The following is a 22,893-nucleotide window of genomic DNA, read 5'->3' as shown; positions in this document are numbered from 1 at the left end:
GTTGTGAACCATGAAGGTTATTCTTTCTACATTAAATGCAAAGTACATCCATACCTCCTTGGCCTTGCGGTGTCTGAAGGCGTACAGTGAGAAGGATTTTGATATTGACCTGGCGGAGTATACAATCAAGGACCCGGTGATGAACATTGTGTCTGATCTGTACCAGCGCGGGGCGGACGTAATTGGTTTCTCGTGTTACATCTGGAACATCGAAGAGACGATCAAGGTCATTGATAATTTGAAAAAGGTTATGCCTGACGTGAAAATTTTGCTGGGCGGACCGGAAGTGTCCTACGACACGGAATATTGGATGAACCGGATTCCCAATGTGGATTTCATCGTGATGGGTGAAGGGGAAGAGACGCTGCATCAGCTGTTGACGGAGTTGGAAGGAAGCAAGAAGTTCCACTTCGTGTATGGACTGGCGTATCGCAAAGGGGAAGAAGTCATTCTCATGCCAGGGCGGCCAAAAGCGGACCTGAACGATCTGCCGTCACCGCACCGATTTGAAGAGGATATCCCGGAGCTTGGGAAACGGGTTGTTTATTTTGAGACCAGTCGGGGCTGTCCATTCAGTTGTCAGTTCTGTCTGTCCAGTATTGAGGTCGGCGTGCGGTATTACGATATTGAGCGGACGAAGTCGGACATTCTGTACCTGATTGAGAAGGGTGCAAAGCTGATCAAGTTTGTGGACCGGACGTTTAACATCAAACGGGATTATGCGCTCGAAATGTTCAAATTCCTGATCGAGAATCATCAGGGGACGGTGTTCCAGTTTGAAATTACGGCGGATATTATGCGTCCTGAAGTACTGGACTATCTGGCTGAGAATGCGCCGCCGGGCACATTCCGGTTCGAGATCGGGGTTCAGTCCACGAATGATCCGACAAATGAACTGGTGAAACGCCGCCAAAACTTTACGAAGCTGAGCCGTACCGTGAACAAGGTCAAAGCTAGTGGAAAAATCGACCAGCATCTGGATCTCATTGCCGGACTGCCGGAGGAAGATTACAATACGTTCCGCAAGACGTTTAACGATGTGTTTGCACTGGGGCCGGAAGAACTTCAACTCGGATTCCTTAAAATGCTGCGTGGTACGGGTCTGCGTCTGGATGCGGAGAAGTATAACTACACGTACATGGAACACGCACCGTATGAGATTCTGGGCAGTGATGTGCTGCCGTTCAGTGACATCGTACGCCTGAAGCGGTTGGAAGATGTGCTGGAGAAATACTGGAATGCACACCGGATGGACCATACGCTGAAGTATCTGATGGAGCAGGAGTTCAATTCGCCGTTTGATTTCTTCCAGGCGTTTGGGGATTACTGGGAAGGTCAGGGCTGGCAGAAGATTGGTCACCAACTGGAGGATCTGTTTACTCGTCTGCACAGCTTCCTGGAGTCGCGCAACACGCCGCATATGGATATCGTGCTGGGCCTGATGAAGCTGGATTATTTCCTCGGCCACAAATACAAACCACGCAAAATCTGGTGGGAAGATCCGCTTCAGAAAGACCAGTGGGCGGGTTATATGAAAACGTTGGCTGAACGTCCGGAAGACGTTCGCCTGCCACGTGTTGCCGGTGCCGCAGGCACGGCATGGCTCGAAAGCAGCGGCACGGGTCCGAGTGTCGCTGGGGCAAATTCGGCTGCTGCCGGGGAAGACTCTGCCGCAGATGCGGCGGGTGTGATTGGCAGCGAAGTCGGGGGTGAAGCGTCGCGCGTTGCGGGCGACGCAACAGGGTCCGCCGCGGATGGAGCGGTGGACATGACGGACGGCAACGCTTCGCGTGCGTTGCCGATGACCTCGGCCATGACCGCACAGACGGTCATGGGTGCCCGTGCTTTCGCCGACCTTGGTCTCGGCGAAAAGGAACTGCAGAAGCACACCGTATTGGATGTGCTTCCGTTCCGGCTTGAGCGTGTGCTAGCTGGCGCCAGCCCGCTTGCCGCGAAAGGCCAGACGCTGCTGGTCGTTGTATACCAGCAGCATGAAGGGCAGCAGGCGCAGTATTACACGCTGCCGCTGGGAGAAGAAGCCGCTGCAATATAGATGCAGCAGCCTGACACGAGCTGCATGGCCTATTGGCATCATTCAGCAGGAAGATGTGCCACGGCTTTACGGTCCGTGGCACGTTCGGGACAGGCATCACCGCTATGTGCGGGGGATGCCTGCCTTGATGAGCACCGCGCTATTGACCGCGGTGCTTCTCCATGAGGTGCTGCCCATTGGGCGCAGCACCTCATCCTTACGCGGCTTGTCATTGCACAAGTCGCGCTCCGTACTACTTTTTACAACAGCATATATGTTCCGAAAGCATCGGAAGGTCGTCTGATTCCCTAGGGGATGAAGAAGGGCCTTCCTTTTTGTTTTTCAGAATGATAGCAATAGCATAATCAATCCAATCGAAGGAGAGTTTCCTATGAATGAACATGCTACTACCACAGAGACGATTACCATAACAAAAGGTTCCGCTGAATTACTGCACATCTACATCCCGTATAACCCTGCATATATTGAGCGCATTCGTCGGATCAAGGGCAGAACGTGGGAAACCAAACAAAAAGTGTGGATTATCCCTTACACCACATCTGCCATACAGGAGTTCATGAATCAATTTGATCCAGTTGATGTCCAGATTGCCCCGGAGTTGTGGGTGGAAAGCGATGATTTACAGCAATGGAAAACTAGCAAGGGAAGTAATGCATGGAGCAAAGAGTCGCTACAGAAGGCATTAACATTACGAGGATACAGCCGTAAAACGATCAAAGCCTATTGTAATCAGGTCGAACGTTTTCTGAGTAGCCTTGCGCTTAAAGATACCGATGTGACTAGTTCCAAAGTTCAGACGTATTGTTTAGGTTTACTAGAGCAAGGGATCTCCCATTCAAGCGTGAATCAGACGATCAGCGCAATTCGTTTCTATTGCAAACATGTACTCCATCATCCTACAGAAATCCAGTATATTCGTCCCAAAAAGCAGATAAAATTACCTAAAGTCATGTCAGAAAAAGAAGTTGCTCAACTACTCAAATCTGTTACTAATCTAAAGCATAAGACGATTCTGTTTCTTACGTATTTTTCTGGTCTTCGTGTTGGCGAAGTCGTTCGTCTTCAATGCAGCGATCTGGATATTGAGCGTCAGACACTTATTGTACGGCAGGGAAAAGGTCAGAAGGATCGGAGAACTCTTCTCTCTAACCTAGCTTGGGAAATTGTGCAGGAATACATTACGGAGTATAGACCCAATCGTTGGTTATTTCCGGGACAATCTTCGGATCGGCATCTTACCGAACGCAGCGTACAGAAGGTTTTTGAAGAAGCTAGACAACGCGCAGGTATTGTAAAAAAGGTTAGTATTCATGCCTTAAGGCACTCCTTCGCTACGCATTTACTGGAAAACGGAACAGACTTGCGCTACATTCAGGAGCTACTTGGTCATACGAGTGCACGAACAACTCAGCGATATACGCATGTGAGTATGAAAAATATCCAGCGTATTCAGAGCCCGCTGGATCGTTTGGATCTGGGAGAGTGAGTTCTCCTATAAATCTACCTTTTTAACCAAATTCTTCTTCGCAAATACCACAGCATCGGTTATCATAGACGTAGTTCGGATATCAGGCAAGATCCGTGGTATTTACGAAGTGCATAAATTAGATGTTATCAGAAATACTTGAGATTAATATCAAAACGATAAAAGTATAAGGAGAATAAATTATGAGAATTGTTTTTACTTGTCCTCATTGTGAATTGGAGGGGATTAACAGAGAAGAAGTGACTCAACTTTCAACAGTTCGTGATGATCATATTTACTCAATGAATTGTCCTAATGGACACAACTTAGTCCACATAATTATTAATTATAAATTTGAGATATTATATGACTTTGGACTAATGGCTTTAATGGATGGCTATGCGAGAGAAGCTGTATCAAGTTTCGCCGCTGCATTTGAACGATTTATCGAATATAGTATAGAACTTATCTTGAAAGATAGCGGAATTGAAGATGACTCTTTCAAAGAAACTTGGAAATCAATTAAAAAATCTTCTGAGAGACAAATCGGAAGTTTTTATTTTTTGTTTCTTCATAAGTATAGAGCAGTTCCACCGTGGAAAATAATAGAGTCGGAAAGAGCTTTTCGAAATAGGGTTATTCATGAAGGATACATGCCCACTGAAGAGGAAACAATAACTTATGCAAAATCTGTATATAATCAAATTGAATTGATAAATAATACTTTAAAAGAATCATCGAATGAGGAATATCGTAAATTCCTATCGGATCGACAAGAAATGTTAACAGTTAAGTCGGGAGAAACAAAATTGAAGTGTTCTCTTCTCCTTGACACTACTTTAGGTGCTTCTAGGGCGGCATTGTTGGGTACAGAGGGTACTCGTGTTGAAAACTTTGAACAGTCTTATGAAAGAGCAAAAGAAAGATTCCAAGATGGTTGGTATTATCAGAAAGGTAATTAAAATGACGAAAAATTTGAAATGAGAATTAAAAAAAGAATACTTGTATTTCATGAAGTCAAGTACTTCTGATAACATAATATTCACGCTGCGGCTCCTTCGGAGCCTAGGTCTGTGGATGGAATTCGAGGAGGCATTTCGGCAGACAACCCCTGTGGGGTTCATGAATACAGGAACGTTATCAGAAAATACTGAAAAGAGGTATAGTAAAATCAATTCCAAAAACTTAATTGAATGGTCAGAGAAGTATGCGGTTATAGAGCGGACAAAAAAAGGTTTTATAACATATATGGAAAATTGGAAAAAAGAAAATAGAGGTGACTTCTGGGACACTTTTAAGGGCAAGTCAAATTTAAAGTTAATCAATTCAGAATTTTATTCTTTGCAACTGACATACATTAATGAATCTAATGACTTCGTGTATTGTAATTTAAATATTATGTACATTGGAGAGTATGTAGGGAGCTATAGAATGGTCTTTACACTTGATGGTGAAGTTGCTGACGATTCAATTGATATTGATAGATTTATGGATAAGATTATTAATGAGGGTACTACAAGAGTAGAGATTATTAAAAAAGCTATAAAACATGGGTATTTAATTGATGAAATAGCTGGACTTGTAGAACTAGATAAAGATTTAATAAAACCATTATTTGAAAGTTAATCAAAGAAGTTAGTAACTTCTGATAACATAATATTCATGCTACGGCTCCAAGTGGAGCCTTGGTCTGCAAGAGGAATTTCGAGGAGGCATTTCAGCAGACAACCCTGTGGGGTTTCATGAATACAGGAACGTTAGCCGAAATTATTGCGATAGTAAAAAAGAAAGAAGGATTATTATGGGGAAATATGGTGAAGCAGCAGTGAAAACTGTCAATTATCTTAATGAACATAAACATGATGATCCAATTAAAGCATGGAATGAAGTAACAATACAAATATTTGGTAAAGGTAGCTCTTCACAGAAAAAAGGATGCCCGGAAAACACCTTTTTAGGATTATGCGAAGAAGGTTTACTCGAAGGCATTCCAAGTGGAATTTACACAAATTCAAAAAAGAATAAAGGATACGGGTTAAAGGCAGTAAAAATATTGGGTGAGATTGATAATGATAAGGACATAAATCAAAGAGCATTATGGAAAGAAGTAATTGGAGATCAAGACATTAAGTACAATTCACAAATGAATGTCGTTCTGGCTTTATGGAGAGAAGGGATGATAAGGCTTTGAGTGGTTAACTCGAGGAAGACAATAACTTCGGCTAACATAATATTCAAGCCATGGCTCCGTTGGAGCCTTGGTCTGCGGGGATGGATTTCGAAGAGGAATTTCAGCAGACAACCCCTTTGGGGTTCATGGATACAGGGACGTTAGCTGAAATTATTGCAAGTTAAACGAGGGGGAGTAATCATGGGAGATTTTATTATTAGCAGTCGTACTATTGATGTTTTTTTTAATATATTGTCTTCTAAATCTACTGTTAATGAAATATCTGAATTATTTGAGAGTGAAGGTATATATGAAAAACCTAATTTTTCATCGAAACATTCTGGAGCAAGAAAATCAACTGCTGATGCATATGTCAGTAATCTTGATTTGGGCAATAAGAATGACGTACAAAAGTTAATTAGGGTGATCGAAACCTATTTAATAAAGAATGATAATGAATATTTTAATATTAGTGAAGATATTCGATTTACTCAATTAATAAGATTGTTGAATAACGATGGATTTGATTATTCAAATGGAAAGATACTTCCAGTGAATGGTGTATTTGTTAGTCAACCAGAATCAATGTTTGATACCTATAGTTTAGAGCACGTAAAGAAAGACTGGGATAGAGCAATTAAAGAGAGTAACACTGATCCAGAGGATGCTATTACTGCAGCGAGATCTATGCTAGAGAGTACTTGTAAGTGGCTATTGAATAGAATGGAAATATCATATACAGAACGTGATGATTTGCCACAACTTTATAAGAAAGTTGCTGATAAATTAGAGTACTTTCCTGATATAGATGGCGAGAGGATTGTTAAACAATTTACTGGATCAATGTCTGGAATAGTTTCGGCTGTTGCCGAGTTTAGAAATAAGTATGGAGATTCACATGGAAAGAATGAACATTATATACCTCCGACATCAAGTCATTCTGTACTAACCGTGAATCTCAGTGGAGCATTATGTACTTTTCTTTTTGAAACATATATGACAAGTAAGTATATCAAAGAAGGCAATAACATCAGCTAACATAATATTCACGCCGTGGCTCCGTTGGAGCCTAGGTCTGCGGGAAGGAATTCGGAGAAGCATTTCGGCAGACAACCCCTTCGGGGTTCGTGAATACAGGAACGTTATAGGAAATCAGTGCAACAAATGATTAAGAGTTTCAAAGAAGTTACTAAAAGTTCAAAGTAGGTGGAGAAAGAATGTCAAAGAAAAGCAGAATAGAAATCCCAGCAGATATAGCAGCAAAAGTATTGTTTTTATCTGATCGAACATGTTGTGTTTGCAGATCAAGTAATAAGCCTGTTCAAATCCATCATATAGATGAAAATCCTGCTAATAATGATATTAATAATTTGTCGGTTTTATGTTTAGATTGCCATAATGATACGATGATAAAAGGTGGTTTTGGCAGGAAGTTAAACGCGGAACAAGTAATATTGTACAGAGACGATTGGCTAAGTATTATAAAAAAACGGAGAGCTGATACTGATTTAGAGGATATACAAAATCAAGCAATGAGTCGAAATTCAAATTTTATTGAATATGTAACTTCGGTAAGTGAAACATATCGTGAGAACGAGGAATATGAACTGTTGGCCGGCTTATACGACTCTATTGGGAATTATGAATTAAGAGATAAGTATATTGAAATTGCTTTAACACAAGATCCATCAGATCAACGAATCTGCTATTTAAGAGGTATACAAGATAGAGCTGAATTGATACCAAAAGAAGTGGTGGAAAGAGAAACTATTCGATATACACAAAATAATGATTACAGCCAAAGAGCGAGATTTTATCTGAAATTAGGCATGGACATAGAAGCTGCAAAAGACTATGTAAGGAGTGTTTTAGAAAGTTTGGAAGAAAGCAATCCTTTTTCAGCAGCCTTTTATTTAAAAGAGCTAGTTGAAGAAAATTTAATTGAAAAGTTATTTGAAGAAGCATTAAGAAAATCTACGATGGAAAATGATCTTTGGTGGCAAATTAGAGCTCTACAAGAATTAGAGTGGGAGTCAGAACTAAACGATCTGTTGCATAAAAATTCAAAGTTTATAGAAGAGTCGGGTGATTCTTATTTACAAATGCTACTTGCAGGTGTGAGGGGAGATAAAAGGAAGCAAATGGAGTTAAGAAAAAAAATTGCGAAAGAGACGCGAGTAGTGGTGGCGGGGGAAGAAGATGAAGAATAACTAAATTTTTGTTTTAAGAAACTCTTTGGTAATTCAAGCAGGCACTGACATCCTATAACAAAGAATTCCTGCTACGGGCATTCGCCCTTGATCGCTAGAAGGAATTTCAAGGAGTATATTCAGGCGATACATTCAACCAGCTAAGTCTGACGACCCAGACCTACGGTCCTTAAGCTGGCTTGAACGTCAGGAATGCCAAACGTTATGTGTAACTTCAGAACCAACAAAATTAAAAAAAATATAATGAAATAAAGAGAGGGAAGTAAGCATTGAATAGAAGAAAAAATGTAGGTTTATTATTGAGTATTATTCTTATTATTTGCACACCTTTGTTAATAAATGAGTTTATAGTCAATTCAGATTTTTACTCAAAGGCGAGCAATGACAGCTGGGTTTCGTTTTTAGGTAGCTATTTAGGGGGGATTTTTGGTGGAATAGCAACCTTAACCGCAGTAGTAATTACACTCAAAGAAACAAACAAGCAAAACATAAAACCCTTTTTAGTCATTGACTTTAATGATATTCCTGAAAAAATTTATAGGCCAGAAGAATATTCATCTATTAATAAGCTTAATATGATAGCTAACTTTTATCAGGTACCTTCAATAACAGAGTTGTTTGAATTGAAAATTATTAATACTGGAAGAGGATATGCTAAAGATGTAAAAGTTTTACTTTCTATTAATAAAGAAGACACATTGCTTACTGATAGAAATATTGCTTGGTTGTTCGAAACGCCAAAAATAGAAAAGGTAGAAATCACTTCAGAATACTTTATACAAAATCATGAATTTTCATACATAGGAAGTGAAGGTGAATTTAAATGGTTACCTGTAAACATTTTGATGAATGGCATTATTATGTCTAGTTTTTGGAATTTTGATAATAATGTTTATTGGAACAAAGAAGAATTTAAAAGAACTGAGTTACTGGTTGAGCAAAGGTTAGAAAAAGGGCCTTTTACAATTCCTAGTTTAGATATTTATATTGAGTATACTGACTTTGACAATAACATTTATCAAGCATTCTATAGACTAAGTTTTGACATAGTTTACAAAATGATAGGAGATCATACCCTTGTAAAAGCTAAATTAGAGTTCCCTGAATCTAACAAAAGAAAATATAAGCTTGTCAAACAAGAACGAGATAAAAGAGAAAGAAGAAGTAAAGTTAAACAATTGAAACGTTTGATTATGGAGATAAGACAAAAGGGCAGGAATAAGAAAAAAGAGCTTTGGATTAATAGAATTTATGAATTTGGAATTGCTCTTGGATTGGATGAATTTTCATCTAAAAAAATAAGTACCGATGAAGCATTTGAACGTTATTTCTATTTATGCTATGAAAAAAACAAAGTAACTCTAGAGCACTTTATTATAATAATTTCGTATCTATTTTTGAATATTTCCGATAAAAAGGTATCTTTATTTAGAAAGAAAAACCTAGTTAAAATAGCTAAACTTCGAGCGGAATTGATAGAATTATTGGGAAAGGGATTTGTTAAAAGGAATCAAGAAGATTATCAAAAAGAAAATTACAATAATATAATCCAAATTATTAAAGATGAGAAAAAAATTTTTAATGAATATTTTAAATTATATGAAGTAGATTCAGCTGAAAAAGAGATTATTATACAAGTGTATAGCGATACCGGAATATCGACTCAAGTGAATATTGGAAATGAAGATCTTATAACTGAATTAGGTTTTTTTAGAACAGGAAATACTTATAGATTGATAGGAGAAAGTGAAAATAAATTGATTCAAAGCGCGATGAGAAATAATAATGATAATATAGAAATCGGTTATTTTGATGAAAGAGGCTATGTCTTTGGAGAATCAAAATCAGAATGGTCATGTGTTTATTTAAGATAGTGAATCGTAAATTTTAATCTAACTTTATTTAAAGTGAGAGTTTAAAAATAATTATAGGAAGCAACACATAACATAATATTCACGCTGTGGGCATTCGTCCTGGGTCCGGCATTCGCCGGACACCCAGCATGCGCTGGGTCGTGAATAAAGGAACGTTATCTTAAATCAGGACAATTATGTAATATCAAAATCTAGGAGTGTGATTCGACTTGGAGAACTCAAATTTAAAAGATCTTATTGAAAAATACCTGACCGCATATAACACGTTTAACATTGATGGAATGATAGGAGTTTTGAATGAGAATATTCATTTTCGAAACATTTCTAAAGGTGAAGTGAATTCGGAAACAAAGGGGATTCAGGAATTTCGCACATTAGCAGAGCAGTCAATTCAGGTATTTTCTCAAAGGCGTCAAGTAATAAAGAACATTACTTTCGCAGGAGATAAAGCAGAGGTTGACATTGATTATGAGGGAGTATTGTCCAGTGATCTCCCTAATGGAATGAAGGCAGGAGAAACATTAAAACTTCAAGGGAAATCAATATTTCAAATGAAAGATAAGAAGTTAATACTGATTGAAGATCATAGTTGAAACATTATTGAAAGTTATTCATAGATTAACTTGAAAATCAGATAACAATATATTCACGCATCGAGCATACGCCCTCGGTCCGGCAGAAGCATTTCAGGAAAGCAGAGGCTGCCGGACACACTTGGCATACGCCAAGCGTCATGAATACAGGAACGATAGCTGAAATTCCTGAAAACGAGATAAAAAGATGAAGTAGGTGAAGTTTAAGTTGTCTTATATGAAACCAGTAATCCTAGAACCTTATTACGATAAACCTATTTGGATTGAGAATGAAGTGAATCGAAAGGAGTTTACTTTTTTATCCTCAAAAAGTAGTGAAGCTGAAGTTGAATTGTTTTTACTGCATTTATTTGGCTACAACAACATTGATGTATCGAAGTCTTTTGAAGAATCTTTTGAAGAGCTATTTGAACAAGATGAAGTGGCGATACTAGGTGGGGTAGCTTTTATACAGGATGATGAGATATGTATCATGCCTAGCTGCTGTTGCGGGCTAGAAGAAATACAATCAATAGAACATTCAATTCAAGCTAAACAAAGTCCATGGCTTGGGCATGACCCATCGCCTGGAATTCAGTATTTTGATGATTACGCCTTAGTATGGTCAGATGATCCGGAACCACTTAAGGAAGAACTCGTAAGCATTAAGTTTACCTATAATGAACTGGAAGAAAGCCTTAAGAAATGTATTAAGGACTTATTGGAATTTATAGAAGAACCATTATATAAATGGATTAAGGTAAGAAATGGTGACATAGCGAATCGAATGAAGCAAAAGATGTTTCATTGGTTTTTGAAAGCAAATTCAAATAAAGAATAGTGGTGAACCAATATGGATATTCGATCCTTGTTTTACTTATATGGCAACAAGACATGAATTGGCCAATTGCACTAGAAATACTTAAACCAGAGCTAGAAAGAATAAGGGATTACCCAACAAGTGATGAGATACAAAGTGATTTAGTAGAAGAAGTAGAAGTAGTACTAAAACGACTTTTGTAGGTAGTACATAAAAGGTGAGTACTTCTGATAACAGGACATTCGAGCTGGGGCTCCTGATGGAGCCTTGGTCTGCGAGTTGAATTTCTTGTGTAGTACGGGATGTGGAACAAGAGAAATGATAGAAATTAATTATAATGTGCAAGAAATACCTAATCATGATTTTATGCTTACTGTGAATAACTACTTTCAACATTTTGATGATATCCGGAGATGGAGAGACTACACGACAGAAACATATGTGAAAAGCGTATATGCATGGTGTACAGGAGACTATACAGAAGAAGCAACAGTCGATGAGATGGTTAAAGTATATTATCAATTAAACAAGGATTCTCTTAAGTTAGAATCGGTAGATATAAATAACATTGAAGTAAGTGAAAATGATGAGATCTTAATTGAAGTATCTAGAACATGGGAAGATGGTCAAAAAGATGAATCCACGTATTCCATACTCTTCGAAAACGAGGGATGGAAAATTGACGATCGGATGTGAACGTTGATTGGAAAGCACTAACATATGTATGAATGGTTTGAATTAACTGAATGTACACTTGCGAAAACAAAGAAGCCGGGGCATTAAATGTCCGGCTTCTTTGTCGATTCTATGTGTATGAACTCTTACAAAAAGAAGACTTTCCTGACACAAAATATAGTGAATAGGGAATCGTGTAATCGTACCCATTGAATAATTAAATTTACATATAGAATAGTTCTATAAGTATACCCGTTGACGATATTCCCATTGGATGATATTTTTAGATCAATTAATTCCTACTTAACATGTATGAATTAGTGGTTTAAAAATAATATAAAACACAACGGGGGATAAAAACATGAAGAAATGGTCTATTTTAACGGTTACAGCAGCACTGGTTTTAGCACTGACAGGATGCAGCACTGGGGAAGAAACTCAGACGGCAGCAGGGACTGACGGAGCGAAGGAGTCAACCAAGATTATTGTGGGGACGGGCACACAGTTTCCGAATGTAGCCTTTATAGACGAAAATGACAAACTGACAGGTTACGATGTAGAACTGGTCAGAGAAATTGATAAACGGCTTGATGATTACGAATTCGAGTTTCAGACGCTGGAGTTTACCAACTTGCTGCTGAGCCTTGAAACGAACAAGATTGACATGGTTGCACATCAAATGGAAAAAAATCCGGAGCGCGAGGAGAAATATTTGTTCAACAAAGAAGCGTATTCCCATTGGAAAAATAAAATTGCCGTTCTTAAAGATGACAATTCCATTCAATCCATTGACGATTTGAAGGGCAAGAAAGTATTTACTACAGCAACCAGTGCACAAGCCATCTTGCTGGAAAACTACAACAAGGAGCATGACAATGCACTTGAAATTGTGTATTCAAGCGGTGTGGCCAACGATTTCATCTCACAACTCAAGTCCAAACGGGTTGCAGCGTCTATAGCTGCGGACTTTACCCTTCCACTTATCGATCCAAATAATGATCTGAAACTGGTAGGTCCGCCGCTCAGCGAATCGGACACGCTGTTTATGTTCCGCAAAAACGACCCTGAGCAGCAAAAACTCGCTGACCGTGTCGATGAAGCACTGAAAGAAATTAAGGCGGACGGCACATTGAAGCAACTGAGCGAGCAGTGGCTTGGCTTTGACGCTACGCAATCGGAAGCCAAATAACACGTAGAGGAAAGGCAGGTCGCTGCGATGGGTGCACCATTTGAATTCAGTTATGTCATTGACTACTTTGTAAAGCTCCTACCCACCATCAGTACTACGCTTCTAATTGTAGTTAGTGCAATGGTGCTTGGACTTATCATCAGTTCCATCGCGGCACTGCCGCAGATGTATAATATCCCGGTGCTGAAACAGCTGTCTAAGTTGTATGTATCCTTTTTTCGCGGTACACCGATCCTGATTCAGCTGTTTTTGTTCTATTACGGTGTACCGGAAATTTTAGGTTTGTTCGGTATCAATGCCAATCGTGCACCAGCGCTGTATTTTGTCATTATGACTTACTCGTTGAATAGCGGAGCGTTTATGGTGGAGATGATTCGGGCTTCAGTCGCATCGGTGGATCGGGGGCAGGTTGAGGCTGCTTATGCGCTGGGCATGTCTGGCCCACAAGCTTTTTTCCGGATTGTATTGCCGCAGGCATATGTGACGGCACTGCCTATATTCTCCAATATGGTGATTGGCAGCCTGAAGGATACATCACTTGCTTTCAGTGTGGGTGTCATGGAGATGACCGGTAAATCCTCCACACTGGCAACGATCTCTCGTCATTTTATCGAAGCGTATATCTCACTGGCTCTCATTTATTTTGTTCTAAGCTTTGTGCTGGATCGGGTGTTCCGTGTGCTTGAGCGGAAAGTGCAGAAGAGGGGGTTTGCTCCGATATGAGCTTTGATCTTTCCTTTGTATGGACCGCTTTCGTGGAGCTTCTCGGTGTCATCCCGATTACGCTCGCGATTACCGCTGTATCGGTTGTCTTCGGTTTTATCATCGGCACAGCCGTTGCGCTTGTCCGCCAATTTCGGATTCCTGTGCTGAGTCAGCTGGCGGCTGCCTACGTTACATTTATTCGCGGTACGCCAATGATTACGCATTTGCTTCTGATCTATTTCGGTCTGCCCATGGTGATTGACAGTGTGACAGCATCGCTCGGACTTGGATTCAACTCGGCGTCGATTCCATTGATCGGCTTTGCTTACCTCGCGTTTTCGATTACGGCTGGGGCTTATGCGTCAGAGATTGTCAGATCCGGTCTGCTCTCGGTTGATCGCGGGCAGATCGAGGCTGCCTATTCCCTTGGCATGACAGCATCGAAGGCGATGCGCCGAATTGTGCTGCCACAGGCTTTTGCGGCGAGTTTGCCCAACATTTCGAACATGCTGATTGGTATGCTGCATGGTTCAACGCTGGCGTTTGCGGTCTCTGTGGTGGAGATTAACGCCAAGGCGCAAATCGTCGCCTCGACCAACTGGAAGTTTTTTGAGGCGTATGTGGCGGCAGCTCTAATCTTCTGGGGTCTGACCATAACTATTGAAAGACTGACCGCGCTGGCAGAGAAGCGGTTCAGGGCGTATAGCCGGGGAGGCGTGTCATGATTGAACTAAAGCAAATACACAAAAGCTTCGGGGACAACAAAGTGCTTTCGGGAATTGACCTGAGCGTAAAGCGCGGAGAGGTTGTTGCCATTCTGGGACCAAGCGGTTCTGGCAAAACAACACTTCTGCGTTGCATCAATTATTTGGAAAAGCCGGATTCCGGGCATATCAGCATCGGAGACTTTACCCTGAATTACAAGCAGCATAACAAAAAGGATATCCATGCTCTGCGCCAAAAATCGGCGATGGTATTCCAGCAATATAATTTGTTCCGCCACAAAACGGCATTGCAAAATGTGATGGAGGGTCTTGTCGCCGTCCGTAAAGTGCCGAAGGAGGAAGCAAAGGCGCGTAGCGCAGCCTTACTGGAGAAAGTTGGCCTCGGAAACAAGCTCGATTCGTATCCTAGCGAGCTGTCAGGTGGACAGCAGCAGCGTGTCGGCATTGCACGGGCGTTGGCGATGAATCCAGAGGTTATTTTGTTTGACGAGCCGACCTCTGCTCTGGACCCGGAACTTGTAGGCGAGGTGCTGGCTGTCATTCGCCAGATTGCGGAGGAAGGAATAACGATGATTATCGTGACTCACGAAATGGGTTTTGCGCAGGAAGTAGCGAACCATGTTGTATTCATGGATGGTGGTGTCATTGTGGAGGAAGGCGATCCGAAGCAATTGTTCCGATATCCGAAGGAAGAACGCACGAAGCAATTTCTCAAACGCATTACGCCTGACGCCGCATACTCGATTTAAGGAACATTGGAGGGGGATTGTGCATGTCATTTACATTAGGAATTTTGGACCAAAGCATCGTGTTTCCCGGCCAGACGGCTGCGGAGGCGCTGAACAATACAGTAGAACTGGCGAAGCTCGCGGAGTCCCTTGGATATGATCGGTTTTGGGTAGCGGAGCATCATGACTCCGAAGGCGTTGCTGGATCATCGCCAGAAGTGCTCGTATCGTATTTGCTGGCACAGACCCATACCATCCGGATCGGCTCCGGTGGTGTCATGCTCCAGCATTACAGTCCATACAAGGTAGCGGAAAACTTCAATATACTTGCGACACTGGCCCCGGGACGGGTTGAATTGGGTATCGGGCGGGCGCCGGGCGGCTTGCCTCGTTCCACGAAGGCGCTGCAAAAGGGAATCGCAGAGCCGGAAACGTTGGAGGACAAACTGGTGGAGCTTAAGGACTTCCTGCATTCTCCGGCGAGTGAATCCCATGCGCAGCCAGGGCTGACGGCTCATCCGTTACCGGGACAGCCAGCAGGCATTTATATGCTGGGTACGAGCGTTTCCAGTGCAGAACTGGCGGCTAGGCAGGGGCTTCCTTATGCGTTCGCCCTATTTATTAACAGTGATCCCGAGACGGCACGCGCTGCGTTGGATGCCTACCGCACACAGTTTAACGCTGAGCAAGGCGGCGAGCCACAAGCGATTCTGGCCTTGTCTGTCATTGCGGCAGAGACGGAAGAAGAGGCTAATGCACTGGCGGGACAGCACAAAAGCGTGCGTGTTACACTGGCCAGTGGCAAAACCGTTAATGTGCAGACGTTGGAGCAGGCAGAGGAATTCGCAAGGCAGGCGGGAGAATCATATACAGCGGTTGAGCGCGAAGCGGACATTACACGCGGTACAAAGGAAACGGTGCGGAAGCGGCTGCTCGTGCTGTCGGAGGAATATGGTGTGAACAGTTTTGTGTTTACAACGATTATTCCTGATTTTGATAAGCGGACTCGCTCCTTCCAGTTGCTTAAGGAAGCATTTACAGAGGAACTGGTGCAACCCTAATAACGTTTAAAATCGAATCCATTTTATAATACAGATCGGAGAGCGGTAATCATGGGGAACACAACAGAGAAGACAGGATCAATCATATCGGCGTATGTAGATGCTTATGACGAGATTGAACAGGAAATCGCGGGACTGACTGAGCAGCAATTAAAATGGAAATCGTCTCCATCCACTTGGAGTGTGACCGAAGTGCTGGCGCATCTGGTGGACCACAGCATCGTCGTTTCCTTTCGCATCCGGGAAATATTAGCGGGATCAACGGTGACGCTGCCTGCATTTGCTCAGGACGCATGGGTTGCCGGACAAAAAGCAAATGAGGAGCAGATCTCTCGTCTGGTTACGATTGCTCATAGCCTGGTTCAATACAACGCAGGACTTCTGGAGCGGCTGGACGACGAGGAATGGAGCAAAACCGGCATCAACTTCAAAGGGGAGACGGTATCTCTATCTGCGATCATCCCGGCTTTTGTCGCTCACGTGGAGAACCATCTCAACCAGATTCGCAGAATCAAGCAAGCAGCGGCTGAAAAGCAGGTGCAATGATGGGAAAGATTGGGGCGCAATCAACGGAAAGGCAACAACCGAATTCGAGCACTGACAGCCGGGAACTGATCATCAGGGAAGCAGCTGCCGATGACGTTCACTTGCTGGAGGCCGTCCTGTTTGAGGCATACAGCCAATATGAACAGGAGCTTCCTCAGGATGTATGGCTGGCATATAAAGCAAGCATTGTAGAAGCTATAGAGAAATCGTCAACGATAGCCAAGCTTGTAGCAGAACTGGACGGAGAAGTTGTAGGCAGTGTGTTTGTATATGCCTCATCCGAGACAGCATACGGCAATGCAGAGCTTGGCATCCATTCCCCGATTATCCGTCTGCTGGGTGTGACTGGCAAGGCGCGCGGCAGGGGTGTGGCTACAGAGCTTATTCGAGCCAGCGCCAAACTAGCTAGAGAGCAAGGCGCGGATCTGTTGTACCTTCATTCCTCCGACATGATGGAGAAGGCCATCCGTCTCTATGAGCGGCTAGGCTTTGAACGAGCCCATGATAAGGAGTTTACAACAGGGAACACGCTGGTCAAAAGCTATCGCTTGCAGTTGCTCGACACTACACTGCTTCAATAAACCGATTAATGGGGGAGGATGACCATGAGTAAAGCGAGACAGCTTAAATTAGGCAGCATTATTTTGGGTGTTGGTGGAACGATGTCCAGCTGGCGTCATCCCAGTGTGCCGGTGGATGCCAGCGTTAATCTTGAGTTTTACACACAGCAGGCGCAAACAGCAGAACGAGGCAAATTCGACCTTGTGTTTATCGCCGATGGGCTGTTTATCACTGAAAAATCAATCCCTCATTTTCTAAATCGTTTCGAGCCACTTACAATTTTGTCCGCGCTTGCGGCAGTTACCACCCGGATCGGGCTGGTTGGCACATTGTCCAGCTCGTATAGTGAACCCTTTAACGCGGCCCGTCAGTTTGCTTCTCTTGATCATATTAGTAAAGGACGTGGAGGCTGGAATCTGGTCACATCGCCGTTGGAAGGCTCGGCAACGAACTATAGCAAAGAGTCGCATCCGACCCACGGGGAGCGTTACGAGATTGCCGAGGAGTTTTTGGACGTTGTGCGCGGCTTGTGGGACTCCTGGGAGACGGACGCCTTTGTGCGAAACAAGGAGACGGGCGTCTTTTTTGATCCTGCCAAGCTGCATCGTGTCAATCATGAAGGCAAGCATTTTAAGGTAGCGGGGCCACTCAACATTGCACGTACGAAGCAGGGACAGCCTGTAGTGTTTCAGGCTGGCTCGTCGGAGCCTGGAAAACAGCTTGCGGCGAAGGGTGCCGATGCAGTTTTTACAGGGCAAAACTCGATTGAGGACGCAAGAGCATTCTATGAGGATGTGAAGCGGCGTACCGTGGAGGAAGGACGCGCGGCAGACGATCTTGCCATTATGGTAGGCATTGTTCCGATTATCGGGAAAACCGACGAAGAGGCGGAGCAGAGATATCAGGAGGCTGCGAGACAGACTCCGATTGAGGAAGCGCTGGACGTGTTAGGCCGGTTTTTCGACCATCATGATTTTCACCAGTATGCACTGGATGAGCCATTCCCGGAGCTGGGGGATCTAGGTCAGAACTCGTTCCGTAGCGGCACCGACCGAATCAAAGCAAGAGCCCGCGAGCATGGACAGACTTTGCGACAGGTTGCACTTGAAGCGGTGGCCCCACGTTCTCCGTTCATCGGCTCGGCCGAGACGGTAGCGGATACGCTGCAGCATTGGTTCGAGACAAAAGCAGCCGACGGCTTCATCGTACACCCGATTACACCGGAGGATCTTAATATTTTTGTCGATGACGTCGTGCCGATTTTGCAGGAGCGCGGTGTGTTTCGCACGGAATATGAATTCGATACGCTGCGGGGTCATCTGGGTTTGCCTGTGCCGGAAAATCGTTATGCAAAGCAGCCGGCAGCAACAGAAGCACTTTGAACAAAACGTTTCCAGATAGAACGGACATAAAAATGAGATTACATTAGCTGAGAGGAGAACCGTAATGTCGAGAGAGGGTCAATTAAGGCTGGGAACATCACTGCACGGCGTCGGCTCCAGCGTTTCGGGCTGGAGACATCCCGAGCTGCCATCCGATGCAAGCATTAATATCGATTTTTACATCCAGCAGGCTAGACAGGCGGAGGCCGGCAAGCTTGATTTTGTATTTATTGCCGATGGCTTGCATATTACAGAGCAGTCTATCCCTCATTTTTTGAATCGTTTTGAGCCACTTACCGTCCTGTCTGCTCTTGCCGCATCGACCATGAACATTGGCTTGGCAGGAACACTCTCCACATCCTATAGCGAACCGTTTACGGTGGCTCGTCAGTTTGCATCCCTGGATCATCTCAGCGGCGGACGTGCAGCGTGGAATGTGGTGACTTCGCCATCGGAAGGTGTAGCAGACAACTTCAACAAGGGTGGCCATCCCGACCACGAAACCCGTTATCGTATGGCGGAAGAGTACGTGGAGGTAACACGGGGATTGTGGGACTCCTGGGAAGACGATGCGTTGATTCGGGACAAGGAAAGCGGTGTGTTCTTTGATCCGGAGAAGCTGCACAAGCTGAATCATAAAGGCGAATTTTATGAGGTGGCCGGTCCGCTGAACATTGCGCGTTCGAAGCAGGGGCATCCCGTCATTTTCCAGGCAGGAGCGTCAGAATCGGGCCGAGATTTTGCTGCAAAAACGGCTGATGCCGTATTTGTGCACGGTCAATCGCTGGAGGAAGCCAAGGCGGTATACGATGATCTGAAGCAGCGCGCGGTCTCCTTCGGACGTAAGCCCGAAGACATTCTGATTCTGCCGGGCATTGCGCCGATTGTGGGGCATACCGAAGAGGAAGCCCAGCGTAAATATGATGAGGTTCTCCATCTGGGCTCGGTTGATGATGCGGTTCAATATTTAAGTCGTTACTTTGATTATCATGATTTTACCCAATATGGTTTGGATGAGCCTTTTCCGGATTTAGGCGATTTTGGTTCCAATGGCTTCCGAAGTTTTACGGATCAGATTAAGCGGGAAGCACGGGAGCAAGGATCGACACTGCGCGAGGTTGCGTTACATGTTGCACAGCCCCGATCCCCGTTTTTTGGCACACCTGAAACCATTGCCGATATGATGCAGCTATGGTTCGAAGAGGGGGCGGTGGACGGATTCATTATCCTGCCGACTGTACCGGATGGACTCGAAGCTTTTGTAGAGTTGGTCGTGCCTGTGTTGCAACAGCGTGGACTGTTCCGTACGGAATACGAGCATGATACACTGCGGGGAAATCTGGGACTTTCAGTACCTGTTAATCGATATGTGAATCAGGGTGGGTGAATCATTAGGTAAGAAAAGTTGAATCATAGTACATCGTTTATAAAAAGAAACCGTCTCTATCCAATGGTTGGGTGGTAAATCCATTTCACCAAAGAACGGTTTCTTTTTTGTTTTGTCATTTGAGCGCGTTCGACAGAGATTGTCTATTCATTCATAATCAGGTGTACAAACGAAGGGGGAAAAGGGCATGATTATTTTCAAAGCAACCAAAACAACATTAAAAGATTTAAATGTTAAACCGGAAACCATAGAAGACACGGATTCTTTCTTTAGTTGGCATGTAAACTTCTTCACGTTATATGGTAGAAAGCACTATGTGTTTATGAATGATTTATCCAGGTTGAGTTTAACGGTCAATGGGATTAGAACCAATCAGGCCAGTAAACTGGGAAGCATCTTTAAAGAGAATTTGGAGGCCTATATGGCTGTTGAGGAAATTCCTGATCACCTGGCGCACTATTATTTGGAAAAATGTAACGAGAAGACGATAAGCAAAACGGATAGTCGTAGTGTTATAAGTACAATGAATGAAATCATGCTTGTGATGAACACGCTTGAGGGTGAAATTGAAAATGAAGATTTAAGAGATAAAGATATACGGCACAAGTGGAATAATAGATCCATTTACAAACCCATCGACTATAGAGAACCCATTGAAGTATTTGTTAAAGAGCTACAAGCAAGGTATGACATGGAGAGCTAGAGCTAAATTAACCAGATGAAATCCGAGAAGGTAATGGAGGCCACAGAATGGACATGAAGACATACCTGGCAGAGCATTTTCCAAACCTGACCTTAGAACCGCCTTTTTTTTATAATTGGGATGTTGCAATACGATTCGAACTTGGCAATCCTCTGATGTTTGGAATGAGTATGGAGCATTACATGGAACAAGTTTATCATCGATCACTTGAATTATTTAAGGCTCTTCATGATCAAGAAGATGAAGTCCTATTAATAACTCAAGCTTATTTGGGAGATAAGCCTAAACATAAAGTGAAAAAATTGAACCTGTACAGAAAATATATCAAGAAGAAAGGGCCAATTAGATCCTTGAGCCTTGAGATATTTCCAGGTTTGGATTGTGAACCAGATGACATGCAAGATCCAAGAAACACCATGTATAGGTACTGGACTAAATGTAGAGTTGAGGACTTGAAATATAATCAGTTAATCAAAGCTATATGTAATCATGATGTTGGAATTAAGCCAAAGATTTATCATAGGGTGTATTTTGTTAATATAAGTAGGAAAACGATATTTCATATCTATGATGATAGAGGTTGCGATGTTATATCAGCATCAAGGGAAGAACTAATGGATATCTATACAGAATATAACGATTGGATTCTAGATTATGATCGAGAGATAATTAACAATGTATTTCTAGGATAATGAGAAAAAAAGGTATTTAATGGAACGTTATTCCTTATATACATGGATGATCAATGATCCAAGACTGTTTTCGGATGTTGAACGCGCAGGGTAATGTATTATTTGTAACATAGGTTTGGAAAGAAATTTAAGAGTTTTCGATGTAAGGAGTAAGGATTATGGATAAAAAAGAGAAGAAGTTTATTATGGTTATGATTGTACTTGCTGTAGTTGTACTAGGAGTTATATGGTACCTAAAAGTAGGCTATCTATTAAGACAACCAGAGATGCCCGAAGCAAATATTGCAGTTCGGACCCAAATGGTGGATGGTGGTGCGATTAATTTACGAAATGCTGATTATACGGAAAATCAAATCAAGATTGGATATGAAGTGAAAGGGTTTAGTTTGACGGAGTATAACATTGCTTGTGAGCTTTATCGTGACGGAAATTTGATTTCAACTTCTGGCTCAACAGGTGGAGGTTTGATAGAACTGGACGAAAAGCATTATTACTTCATTGGTAGTGAGAATATTACTCAAATGAATCTGCCTGAATCTATACATCTAAACGTGAAGATTAAAGTGATACCCAATGATTACAGACAAAGTTCGATAACTTCATCATTTGACGTAAGCCTTGATAAAGAAGTGCAATAGATTGATGAGGGCAGCTATTCTCGGTGATTAAGACAACTGTTAAAGGGATGATTGTTGTACGATGAAAGCCTTAATTCAAATGGTACTTCTCCATAACGGAGTCACGGAAAGTTTCGTATTTTGATAACGCTTGTACAGTGGAGGATTGAGGTACACTATATTGACTTATCCCTTCAAGGCTGAATTTGCCTAAGTTATCATTGATTAATCCATAATCACCAAAGGAGTTTTTCATCAAAAAGAGCACACTTTTATCACCCTTCTGTAGTTCTACATAGTCATTAAATGTGTACTTGACGTCTCCTTCCAGGCTGACGGTTTCAATGATCGTCAATTCATTCTGATCGGAAGGGAAATCGTTCGGTTTCTTTAATATCTTTTCAATCTTGATGTTCGTATTGGTGTGAAAGGATTGCATAGTCCCATCATCAAATGCAGTAATGACATGTTCTCGATCTCTAAAGTCTTCTATGGCATAGCCAATGACGATCAGTTCAGCAAACGCATCGAGCTTATCTATTTCATGAAAAGTTAAGGAATTGCCCGAAAGGTTGACGACTTTATGAATGGGCTCCCCTTGTTTCGATTGACCATTCATATATGCTAATGTACCAATGGAAACAGCTAGGAATATCAATACAGAGGATAGTACAATTTTATTTTTGAAAAAAGACATGATCTCATCCTCTCATTGAATTTGAGTTCTTTGCAAGAATTTTGCTGTATTTCTACTATAC

The 22,893-nt window shown here is 42.5% G+C and carries 24 protein-coding genes; 23 read left to right on the top strand and 1 reads right to left on the bottom strand.

Annotated features, from left to right (window positions below):
* Positions 1–10: 10 nt before the first annotated feature.
* The 23 genes from OM416_RS15195 (at position 11) to OM416_RS15085 (ending at position 22,156) form a co-directional block, all read left to right on the top strand.
* Entirely contained in the window at positions 11–2,053 is a 2,043-nt protein-coding gene (locus tag OM416_RS15195) for a B12-binding domain-containing radical SAM protein (RefSeq protein ID WP_264930583.1), read from the top strand.
* Between the two features lie 370 nt (positions 2,054–2,423).
* On the top strand, positions 2,424–3,539 hold the full coding sequence (locus tag OM416_RS15190) for a tyrosine-type recombinase/integrase (protein WP_264930581.1): 1,116 nt from the start codon (positions 2,424–2,426) through the stop codon (positions 3,537–3,539).
* 182 nt (positions 3,540–3,721) lie between these two features.
* Complete coding sequence (locus tag OM416_RS15185; protein ID WP_264930579.1) at positions 3,722–4,480, top strand: hypothetical protein; 759 nt, start codon at positions 3,722–3,724, stop codon at positions 4,478–4,480.
* A 115-nt stretch (positions 4,481–4,595) separates the two neighbouring features.
* Complete coding sequence (locus tag OM416_RS15180) at positions 4,596–5,144, top strand: hypothetical protein (RefSeq protein ID WP_264930577.1); 549 nt, start codon at positions 4,596–4,598, stop codon at positions 5,142–5,144.
* 175 nt (positions 5,145–5,319) lie between these two features.
* Positions 5,320–5,709: a DUF6979 family protein gene (locus OM416_RS15175; protein WP_264930576.1), complete on the top strand. Its 390-nt coding sequence runs from the start codon at positions 5,320–5,322 to the stop codon at positions 5,707–5,709.
* 180 nt (positions 5,710–5,889) lie between these two features.
* The gene (locus OM416_RS15170) at positions 5,890–6,726 is read left to right on the top strand and encodes an abortive infection family protein (protein ID WP_264930575.1); all 837 of its coding nucleotides are present in this window, start codon (positions 5,890–5,892) and stop codon (positions 6,724–6,726) included.
* Between the two features lie 179 nt (positions 6,727–6,905).
* Entirely contained in the window at positions 6,906–7,898 is a 993-nt protein-coding gene (locus tag OM416_RS15165; RefSeq protein ID WP_264930574.1) for an HNH endonuclease signature motif containing protein, read from the top strand.
* 269 nt (positions 7,899–8,167) lie between these two features.
* Positions 8,168–9,772: a hypothetical protein gene (locus tag OM416_RS15160; RefSeq protein WP_264930572.1), complete on the top strand. Its 1,605-nt coding sequence runs from the start codon at positions 8,168–8,170 to the stop codon at positions 9,770–9,772.
* 209 nt (positions 9,773–9,981) lie between these two features.
* Entirely contained in the window at positions 9,982–10,365 is a 384-nt protein-coding gene (locus tag OM416_RS15155) for a nuclear transport factor 2 family protein (RefSeq protein WP_145146547.1), read from the top strand.
* 217 nt (positions 10,366–10,582) lie between these two features.
* Positions 10,583–11,185 carry a hypothetical protein gene (locus OM416_RS15150; RefSeq protein WP_264930768.1) on the top strand — a complete coding sequence of 201 codons (603 nt, stop codon included), beginning with the start codon at positions 10,583–10,585 and terminating at the stop codon, positions 11,183–11,185.
* Between the two features lie 297 nt (positions 11,186–11,482).
* On the top strand, positions 11,483–11,860 hold the full coding sequence (locus OM416_RS15145) for a hypothetical protein (protein WP_264930569.1): 378 nt from the start codon (positions 11,483–11,485) through the stop codon (positions 11,858–11,860).
* Positions 11,861–12,200: 340 nt separating this feature from the next.
* Positions 12,201–13,028, top strand: coding sequence for a transporter substrate-binding domain-containing protein (locus tag OM416_RS15140; RefSeq protein ID WP_264930566.1), 828 nt, complete (start codon positions 12,201–12,203; stop codon positions 13,026–13,028).
* Positions 13,029–13,055: 27 nt separating this feature from the next.
* Positions 13,056–13,751, top strand: a complete 696-nt coding sequence (locus OM416_RS15135) for an amino acid ABC transporter permease (protein ID WP_076330079.1) — start codon at positions 13,056–13,058, stop codon at positions 13,749–13,751.
* Positions 13,748–14,458 carry an amino acid ABC transporter permease gene (locus OM416_RS15130; protein WP_169479052.1) on the top strand — a complete coding sequence of 237 codons (711 nt, stop codon included), beginning with the start codon at positions 13,748–13,750 and terminating at the stop codon, positions 14,456–14,458. The genes OM416_RS15135 and OM416_RS15130 overlap by 4 nt, the downstream gene beginning before the upstream one ends.
* On the top strand, positions 14,455–15,207 hold the full coding sequence (locus tag OM416_RS15125; protein ID WP_062833223.1) for an amino acid ABC transporter ATP-binding protein: 753 nt from the start codon (positions 14,455–14,457) through the stop codon (positions 15,205–15,207). Before OM416_RS15130 ends, OM416_RS15125 begins: the two co-directional genes overlap by 4 nt.
* 23 nt (positions 15,208–15,230) lie before the next feature.
* On the top strand, positions 15,231–16,247 hold the full coding sequence (locus OM416_RS15120; RefSeq protein ID WP_264930561.1) for an LLM class flavin-dependent oxidoreductase: 1,017 nt from the start codon (positions 15,231–15,233) through the stop codon (positions 16,245–16,247).
* A gap of 51 nt (positions 16,248–16,298) precedes the next feature.
* Complete coding sequence (locus tag OM416_RS15115) at positions 16,299–16,793, top strand: DinB family protein (protein ID WP_264930558.1); 495 nt, start codon at positions 16,299–16,301, stop codon at positions 16,791–16,793.
* Positions 16,790–17,374 carry a GNAT family N-acetyltransferase gene (locus OM416_RS15110; protein ID WP_319951911.1) on the top strand — a complete coding sequence of 195 codons (585 nt, stop codon included), beginning with the start codon at positions 16,790–16,792 and terminating at the stop codon, positions 17,372–17,374. Before OM416_RS15115 ends, OM416_RS15110 begins: the two co-directional genes overlap by 4 nt.
* Before the next feature lie 24 nt (positions 17,375–17,398).
* Positions 17,399–18,736, top strand: a complete 1,338-nt coding sequence (locus OM416_RS15105; protein ID WP_264930555.1) for an LLM class flavin-dependent oxidoreductase — start codon at positions 17,399–17,401, stop codon at positions 18,734–18,736.
* Positions 18,737–18,800: 64 nt separating this feature from the next.
* Positions 18,801–20,123, top strand: coding sequence for an LLM class flavin-dependent oxidoreductase (locus OM416_RS15100; protein ID WP_264930552.1), 1,323 nt, complete (start codon positions 18,801–18,803; stop codon positions 20,121–20,123).
* 187 nt (positions 20,124–20,310) lie between these two features.
* Positions 20,311–20,826, top strand: coding sequence for a DUF6933 domain-containing protein (locus OM416_RS15095; protein ID WP_264930549.1), 516 nt, complete (start codon positions 20,311–20,313; stop codon positions 20,824–20,826).
* A gap of 47 nt (positions 20,827–20,873) precedes the next feature.
* Positions 20,874–21,518 (top strand): DUF3885 domain-containing protein, encoded by a 645-nt coding sequence (locus tag OM416_RS15090; protein ID WP_264930547.1) that lies wholly within the window; start codon positions 20,874–20,876, stop codon positions 21,516–21,518.
* A gap of 158 nt (positions 21,519–21,676) precedes the next feature.
* Positions 21,677–22,156, top strand: a complete 480-nt coding sequence (locus OM416_RS15085) for a hypothetical protein (protein ID WP_264930545.1) — start codon at positions 21,677–21,679, stop codon at positions 22,154–22,156.
* Positions 22,157–22,226: 70 nt separating this feature from the next.
* Here the strand turns inward: OM416_RS15085 and OM416_RS15080 are convergent, their stop codons facing one another.
* Complete coding sequence (locus OM416_RS15080) at positions 22,227–22,832, bottom strand: hypothetical protein (RefSeq protein ID WP_264930543.1); 606 nt, start codon at positions 22,830–22,832, stop codon at positions 22,227–22,229.
* Positions 22,833–22,893 lie beyond the last annotated feature (61 nt).

The organism is Paenibacillus sp. LS1, assembly GCF_026013365.1.
Lineage (GTDB): Bacteria > Bacillota > Bacilli > Paenibacillales > Paenibacillaceae > Paenibacillus.
The sequence above is the reverse complement of the archived record's forward strand: the minus strand, read 5'-3'. Positions and strand labels throughout refer to the sequence as shown.